The organism is Dysgonomonas sp. Marseille-Q5470 (assembly GCF_951230145.1).
GTDB lineage: Bacteria > Bacteroidota > Bacteroidia > Bacteroidales > Dysgonomonadaceae > Dysgonomonas.
Window position 1 is genome coordinate 241,112 of the sequence record NZ_CATNVE010000005.1, and the last position, 6,242, is coordinate 247,353.

A 6,242-nucleotide genomic window follows, 5' to 3' on the forward strand; every position below is an offset into this window, starting at 1 on the left:
ATTATACAGATTTTTTCTTATCATAATAAATTCTTCATGGCTTCATCAATCTTACTATTCTCAAAACTATCTAAATAAATTTGAGTTACTTTCTCTGAACTATGCCCTAGAGATTCACTTATAATAGAAGTATTCACACCAGAACGTTTTAAAACTGTGGCATATGTATGTCTTGCAACGTATGTTGTCAAGCTGATTGGTAACTTTAATTCTTTTCCTATTATTTTCAGATTTTTATTGATCTTAGCCATTACCTTATGTAATCTATTAGCCTGTTGTATATCTGTTTCATGCATTTTTGATAAGATAGGGAATAAATACATATCAGTTTCTCCCTCATATTTTTGTATGATATTTAAAACCCTTGCTTGCAATGGAACTTTGATGAGTTTTTTAGTCTTTTTTCGGGTATAAATAAGTCTATTATCAACTATATTATTCCTCGTTAGATAGGCAATATCTTTAAAATTTATTCCTGCACACAAGTAAGAAAAATAGAATAGATCTATTGCAAGCCTTGTGTATTTATTATCACTTTGATAGCTTATTATCTTTTCTATCTCACTTTTTGTTATGGCTCTCTTTATGGTTTCTGTATGTAATTTCGCGACCTTAAAACACCTGAAAGGGTAATATTCTTGTTTGACTATATTATCTTCAATAGCCCTATTATAAATGGCTCTAAAGGTTCTAAATCTAACCCCAATTGAATTTTCTGCTAAACCTCTACGTCTTAACCAAACTTCATAATTCTTTAGCCAAGCAGTATCAATATCTGAGAAAAGTATATCTAAATGATGATTAAACTCTATTAAGGAGTTATTGAGCTCTTTGAAGGTCGATGCATATTTTAATCTTCCCTGCTGTCTTAATTCTACAATGTGTATATCGAATAATTGTTGAACTGTGCATTTATTTGATACACCATTAACCTTGTCTATCAGATTAGCTATTGTAAACTCTCTGCGAGTAGCATTAAGGTCTAATATATGTTCAGTGTAGAGATTTATCTTCTCATTAATAAGCTTCTGGATAAGGTCTTTATTAGGGCAGTTTCTTTTAGGTCTGTTCTTTTCAGCATCCCAATGTTGAGGTAGTATAGACACTCCTAAACTAAGATATTTCCTTTTACTTTCTTTTGATATACAAACCATTAAAGGATGCTCTCCATTTAAAAGTGTTTTAGATTTGTAACACAATACATTAACTGTACAACTCATGTCAATTTCTGGTTTACAGTTGGTTTACAAAACCCATTGAAACACTACTAAAACAAGGGTATTAAAACGATAAAAGAGTTACAGTTTCTACTGTAACTCTTTTATTCTTAAGTGGTCCCACCTGGGCTTGAACCAGGGACCCCCTGATTATGAGTCAGATGCTCTAACCAACTGAGCTATAGGACCTGATTTTCGGAGGTTATCCCGAAATCGTCTTATATATAGCACTTTAGATGGTTTATTAACCTGTAGTTACAGTTGTTAAAACCCTGCGGTTTAACTCACGGTTTAACTCACTTCGTTAAATCAAGATTGATTAATACTAATTTAAATTATCTCTATTAAAAACGGCAAACAATATTTCATGCTTGCCGTATATTCTATTTCGTTTTTTTGATTGCACCAAATTATAATATTAACAATAAAGTATTAGACTTACCATTTTCGCTAAAACCCCCTTCAAATACCGTTGCATCATATACTCTTTTACTTAAGCTTTTACTAAGTTTTATCTTATGTTGCAGACCATTTATAGCTGTAACTTGTACATCTGTTGGATTTGTCCATAAGAACTTAAGAATAGGCTCTTTAAATTTAACAATGATCGATACGGTATACCCATTTACTGTTTGACAATTTCTAATTTCTTCTTCATGTCCATACGGAGCAAAGAAAAAATAGGCAATAGCAATAATTATAACCCACCATTTTTCAAAAATCCAAACAAGAGTCAAAGCCACTATAATGCTAAATATAGTATGCCAGACTAGCGATAAATATATATCTGTAAATACCATTCCTATAAGATATATTTGTAAAACTTATTACTTTAACCAACCTTTCCACAAATAGCCTTTGACTCCGTCCATTTCCACAAAGAAAAAGTTATCGTTGTGTTTATTAATTATGGTTACATAACCACTTTTTGAAGTTCTCAATCCTTTCCCTTTTTGCAAATCGGGTATATCATACAATGGAGAAGAGTCATATACTGCATGTTTCCCTGATTGATCGTTAGTTGATGTTTGTTTATTTGGCTCTGTTTGAGCATTTTCTCTTACGGGATCTAGTCTTTGTCGTTCTTGTTTTTCAAGTTCTCTCAATTCGGCTTGTAAACGTCTGATTCTGATTTGTTCTTCTAGGTAATCAGCATAAGTATTTGTTGTCTGTTTTGATTCAGGCAATTTAACTGTAGGTGTTTCTTGTGTGGTGTAAGTCGCATACTTAGGAGTCATATCATATACACGTACTGTGTAAGTTTGAGCCATTGATATCTGGCTAATACCAACTCCAAATAATAAACCAATGAATAATTTTTTCATAATAGTATTATATAAATTATGTCTTTCCGTTCTCCTCAAAAGACGATTAAATAAAAAAGCATGAGAACGATTGCCAAATACCTGATTTGAAGGGTCTCGACTCCCTGCCATTCAAGATAAATAGACAACCGCCTCATGCCATTATCTTATATAATACCAAATAGGTTTATACATTCCAAATGACATGAAAGCGAGTTGCTATTATTCCCTGATGGCTAAAAATTGTCGAGATTTTCAAATCAAGAATAATGCTTTTATGCTTTCACTAATATGTCTCTCCAATATCAACACTTTGATAAATAGGAGTTGGGACAAAGTTAAATAAAAGCGTTTCAGTTACAAATAGTTGGATTGAAAATTTTTGAAAAAGAGGTGTTTTATTTTTATTCTGCTTTATCCGTAAAACAATCTGATTTAAAGTACAATCAAGAAGTTATATATTGAACTTTAATAAATCGGGTTTCACGGAAATAGATTTTCTCTTGGGACTCCGATTGTTTTTTACTGCGCCGTTGTGCGTGTTTAAAGCATTCTTTTTCTTATCGAACTTTGCGGGGGTTTTAAGGGTGACTAGACCCTTGTTTATATATAAAGTTACTTTTTATTTAAGGGGAGGGGGATTTTTTTAGATAAGGTCATTTTATTGCGTGTATATTTGTTAAAATTATTTCAATACATTCATTACATTTGTATAAAACAGAAGACTATATGAATAGAATTATTCTTATCGGAAATGGATTTGATTTAGCACATGGCTTACCAACAAGTTACAATTCATTTATTTGTAGTTTTTGGGAATATTTTTTAGTTAAAGTTGAAGAGTATCGATGTAATAAGTTTGATAATGAGCATATTACGTTTGAAACAGATATGTATGATTTGGCATATATTACCTCTGGGATGCCTTGTCTTAGTTCTGAATATTCAATTAATAAATTAGAAGAACAAATAAAACGTTTTAAAGGTAGTATGGGGACAGGAGCTAAAGTAAATCTCGTCTTTAAAAATAAGTTTTTAGAAACAATATCAAGACACTCTGGCGCGAAAAATTGGGTTGATATAGAGGATGCGTATTATAAGTTCCTTTATTCTTTTATAGATAGAAAAGAGGGGGCTGATTATTTTTATCAAGATATTAAAAAACTAAATGAGGATTTCTGTAAAATTAAAAATGAATTAGAAACTTATCTTACCCGTATTATTTCTGATAATAAAATAGAACCTGATCGTAATATAGAATCAATAGTATACTCTAAATTCAGAATTAAAGATTTTACAGATATAGGAGTTCAGGACTTTGCCGAGAAAGAATATTTTAAAATAGAGAATTATGGGCAGTGTGATCCAAATGAAATACAGATATCAACTAAGACTATTAAACAGATAGGCGAACTAAAGAATTACACATTACATGAATTAAAGAATTCTCTAATAGATGAATATTTCGTCAATAAATGTTTTGATTTTGTACCTAATGAAATTCTATTCCTAAATTTTAACTATACTAATTTAGAAAATCTATATACCAATAACGACTCCGAAATTATTCATATTCATGGGGAATTAAATAGCAAAAACAATCCTATTATCTTTGGTTATGGAGACGAAATCGGTAAGGAATATGCAGAAATTGAAAATCTAATTGATAATGAATTTCTAGAAAATATAAAATCTATCAGGTATTTAGATACCGATAACTATAAAAGGTTACTAAGTTTTATAAATTCTGATAAATATCAAATTTTTGTATTTGGTCATTCTTGTGGAAACTCTGATAGAACTTTGTTAAATACACTATTTGAAAATGAAAATTGTGTCTCTATAAAACCGTTTTACTATAAAAGAGAGAATGGCACAGACAATTATAGCGACATTACAAGAAATATATCTAGAAATTTTAGTATAAAATCTCTTATGAGGGAAAAAGTCGTAAATAAAATGTATTGTGAACCATTGATTGGGAAAATAAAAACAGAATTAATGTGAAAGAGTTTTTTTTATATATTTATCTAAATATTTTATGTTGAAACTATGGATAATGTAAATTTAAGGTTTAAGACTATAGCCAAATATGAGATTAATTCTCAGAATACAGGCTCTGTTTATGTTGCTTTTGAGGCAAGTGTGTTTAATGGAAAAACCTATTATAAACTAACGCAATTTGATGGTAAATCAGTTTACACAGACAACTTAATAAGCAAGAATATTATTAATAACAGACGCTTTAATGATTATTCTCACTTCTTTCCTTATGAAGAGAAAGTTTATTTTTTACAAATAGATTGAAAATATATCATTTTAATTTGGAATAATTAAGCCACTGGCATTGATGTGTTAGTGGCTTTCATTTTACATTATTATCTTTTCAAGTCGATTTTCATTATAAAACAATGATTTTCGAAAACAGTGTTTTTTTTTTGTCTTTTACAAACGTCTATATTAATTTTCTCCGACTAGAACCTTCATTCGGAAAATGTCAAACGACCTCTATTTTGTAGCATTTGTTTCTTAATACTGTAATTCTTACACGCGAATTAGAGTTGAGATTTAGTTTTTGCATTAGAGTCTTTCCTAATTTTAAGATATGGCTTCGATTCTTCTCTAGACTATCTCTATTAGTAAACAGCACATTGCATATTTCGCTATTATACTCAAATTGAAGTATATCATTGCCTTTTGGAAAGTATTTCTTAAATGCCACTGTTATTCTTAACTGATTCTTTTTAATATCATTTTCTGTAATCTTGTTACCCTGATCTGGTAGAATAAAAGTGTTATCAGATTGAAACATGTTTTCTTGCATAATATTTCTTTTTTAGCTTAAATTACAAGGAATTAATATCTAGTTCTGATTTAAACCCTTTAATTGTATATGTAGAAGGGGATTTTGAATTATTCTCACTTACTTTACAAAAAATCTTTATTGTATCCTGTATTACTTTCAGTTCTATACCATTGTCTTTATAGATATCTGAAATAAGCTCTTTCGCTTCATTCTTTGTAAGTTCGATTCCAATGTCATGAGTTTTCCGTATTTCATCCTGTATTACATGGAATAAATCTATAACTTTTCGCTTAGACTTAGATTTTATTAGTGCTTCTCCTAATTTTTTGGGACTTGTATAGCCAATTTCCTCTATTCTCTCTTTACCCAGATAATCAAAACACTCTACTATAAACTCACCTCTTTCGGTAGACGTAATTTCAACTTGTTTGATTAATTCTCTAGGAGCTTTTAAGTCAAAAACAGGATTAATTTCTTTTTGCTTAAGAAGCTCTTCCAATGACATAACAATATGCTTTCTCTTGTCTTTTGTTGGCACATTTTTCATTTGGAAATAATCCGTATCGAAAGTAAAAGGAGAATTATTTACAATTTCAGTCACATTAAAATGTCCTGTGCCTTTATAAGCTTGTATCAATAATTCAGGATTTGAATAATAGCCTTTTACCCGTTCTTCATTATATAGATTATCCTGAGAAAAGTAATTAATATTTCCGTTTTGATCTAACAGTTCTGTATATGGTGTAGATTGTATATGTTTAGTTATAGCTTCTTTTGTTATATCGTCTGTTGCTTTTTCCAAATCTTGTTTTAATTCATCATAATAACCCTTGCCTATCTCTATTACTCGGTCTATATCACTTCCTGTTTTTACCTTAAAGTGAGTATTGATATTTGTTATATGAGTAAGTGAAT

At 29.9% G+C, this 6,242-nt stretch carries 6 protein-coding genes, 1 tRNA gene and 1 pseudogene; 2 read left to right on the forward strand and 6 right to left on the reverse strand.

Features of this window, described 5'->3' with window-relative positions; genetic code table 11:
• Positions 1–20: 20 nt before the first annotated feature.
• From QOX35_RS11085 to QOX35_RS11100, 4 genes are all read right to left on the reverse strand, one after another.
• The gene (locus tag QOX35_RS11085) at positions 21–1,220 is read right to left on the reverse strand and encodes a site-specific integrase (RefSeq protein ID WP_283686939.1); all 1,200 of its coding nucleotides are present in this window, start codon (positions 1,218–1,220) and stop codon (positions 21–23) included.
• 112 nt (positions 1,221–1,332) lie between these two features.
• Positions 1,333–1,406: transfer RNA gene (locus QOX35_RS11090), tRNA-Ile, on the reverse strand.
• A gap of 221 nt (positions 1,407–1,627) precedes the next feature.
• On the reverse strand, positions 1,628–2,017 hold the full coding sequence (locus QOX35_RS11095; protein ID WP_283686940.1) for a hypothetical protein: 390 nt from the start codon (positions 2,015–2,017) through the stop codon (positions 1,628–1,630).
• A gap of 27 nt (positions 2,018–2,044) precedes the next feature.
• Positions 2,045–2,542: a hypothetical protein gene (locus QOX35_RS11100; protein ID WP_283686941.1), complete on the reverse strand. Its 498-nt coding sequence runs from the start codon at positions 2,540–2,542 to the stop codon at positions 2,045–2,047.
• Between the two features lie 708 nt (positions 2,543–3,250).
• On the opposite strand from QOX35_RS11100, the gene QOX35_RS11105 reads away from it, so the two are divergent.
• On the forward strand, positions 3,251–4,528 hold the full coding sequence (locus tag QOX35_RS11105) for an AbiH family protein (RefSeq protein WP_283686942.1): 1,278 nt from the start codon (positions 3,251–3,253) through the stop codon (positions 4,526–4,528).
• A gap of 45 nt (positions 4,529–4,573) precedes the next feature.
• Positions 4,574–4,828 (forward strand): hypothetical protein, encoded by a 255-nt coding sequence (locus QOX35_RS11110; protein ID WP_283686943.1) that lies wholly within the window; start codon positions 4,574–4,576, stop codon positions 4,826–4,828.
• Between the two features lie 190 nt (positions 4,829–5,018).
• Here the strand turns inward: QOX35_RS11110 and QOX35_RS11115 are convergent, their stop codons facing one another.
• The gene (locus QOX35_RS11115; protein WP_283686944.1) at positions 5,019–5,345 is read right to left on the reverse strand and encodes a hypothetical protein; all 327 of its coding nucleotides are present in this window, start codon (positions 5,343–5,345) and stop codon (positions 5,019–5,021) included.
• A 22-nt stretch (positions 5,346–5,367) separates the two neighbouring features.
• Positions 5,368–6,242: pseudogene (locus QOX35_RS11120) on the reverse strand (hypothetical protein); the annotation flags it as partial.

What these genes read in the sequence shown, in the direction of transcription:
- QOX35_RS11105 (WP_283686942.1), top strand. Translation starts at nt 3,251, where the DNA reads ATGAATAGAATTATTCTTATCGGAAATGGATTTGATTTAGCACATGGC.
- QOX35_RS11095 (WP_283686940.1), bottom strand. Translation starts at nt 2,017, where the DNA reads ATGGTATTTACAGATATATATTTATCGCTAGTCTGGCATACTATATTT.
- QOX35_RS11115 (WP_283686944.1), bottom strand. Translation starts at nt 5,345, where the DNA reads ATGCAAGAAAACATGTTTCAATCTGATAACACTTTTATTCTACCAGAT.
- QOX35_RS11110 (WP_283686943.1), top strand. Translation starts at nt 4,574, where the DNA reads ATGGATAATGTAAATTTAAGGTTTAAGACTATAGCCAAATATGAGATT.
- QOX35_RS11100 (WP_283686941.1), bottom strand. Translation starts at nt 2,542, where the DNA reads ATGAAAAAATTATTCATTGGTTTATTATTTGGAGTTGGTATTAGCCAG.
- QOX35_RS11085 (WP_283686939.1), bottom strand. Translation starts at nt 1,220, where the DNA reads ATGAGTTGTACAGTTAATGTATTGTGTTACAAATCTAAAACACTTTTA.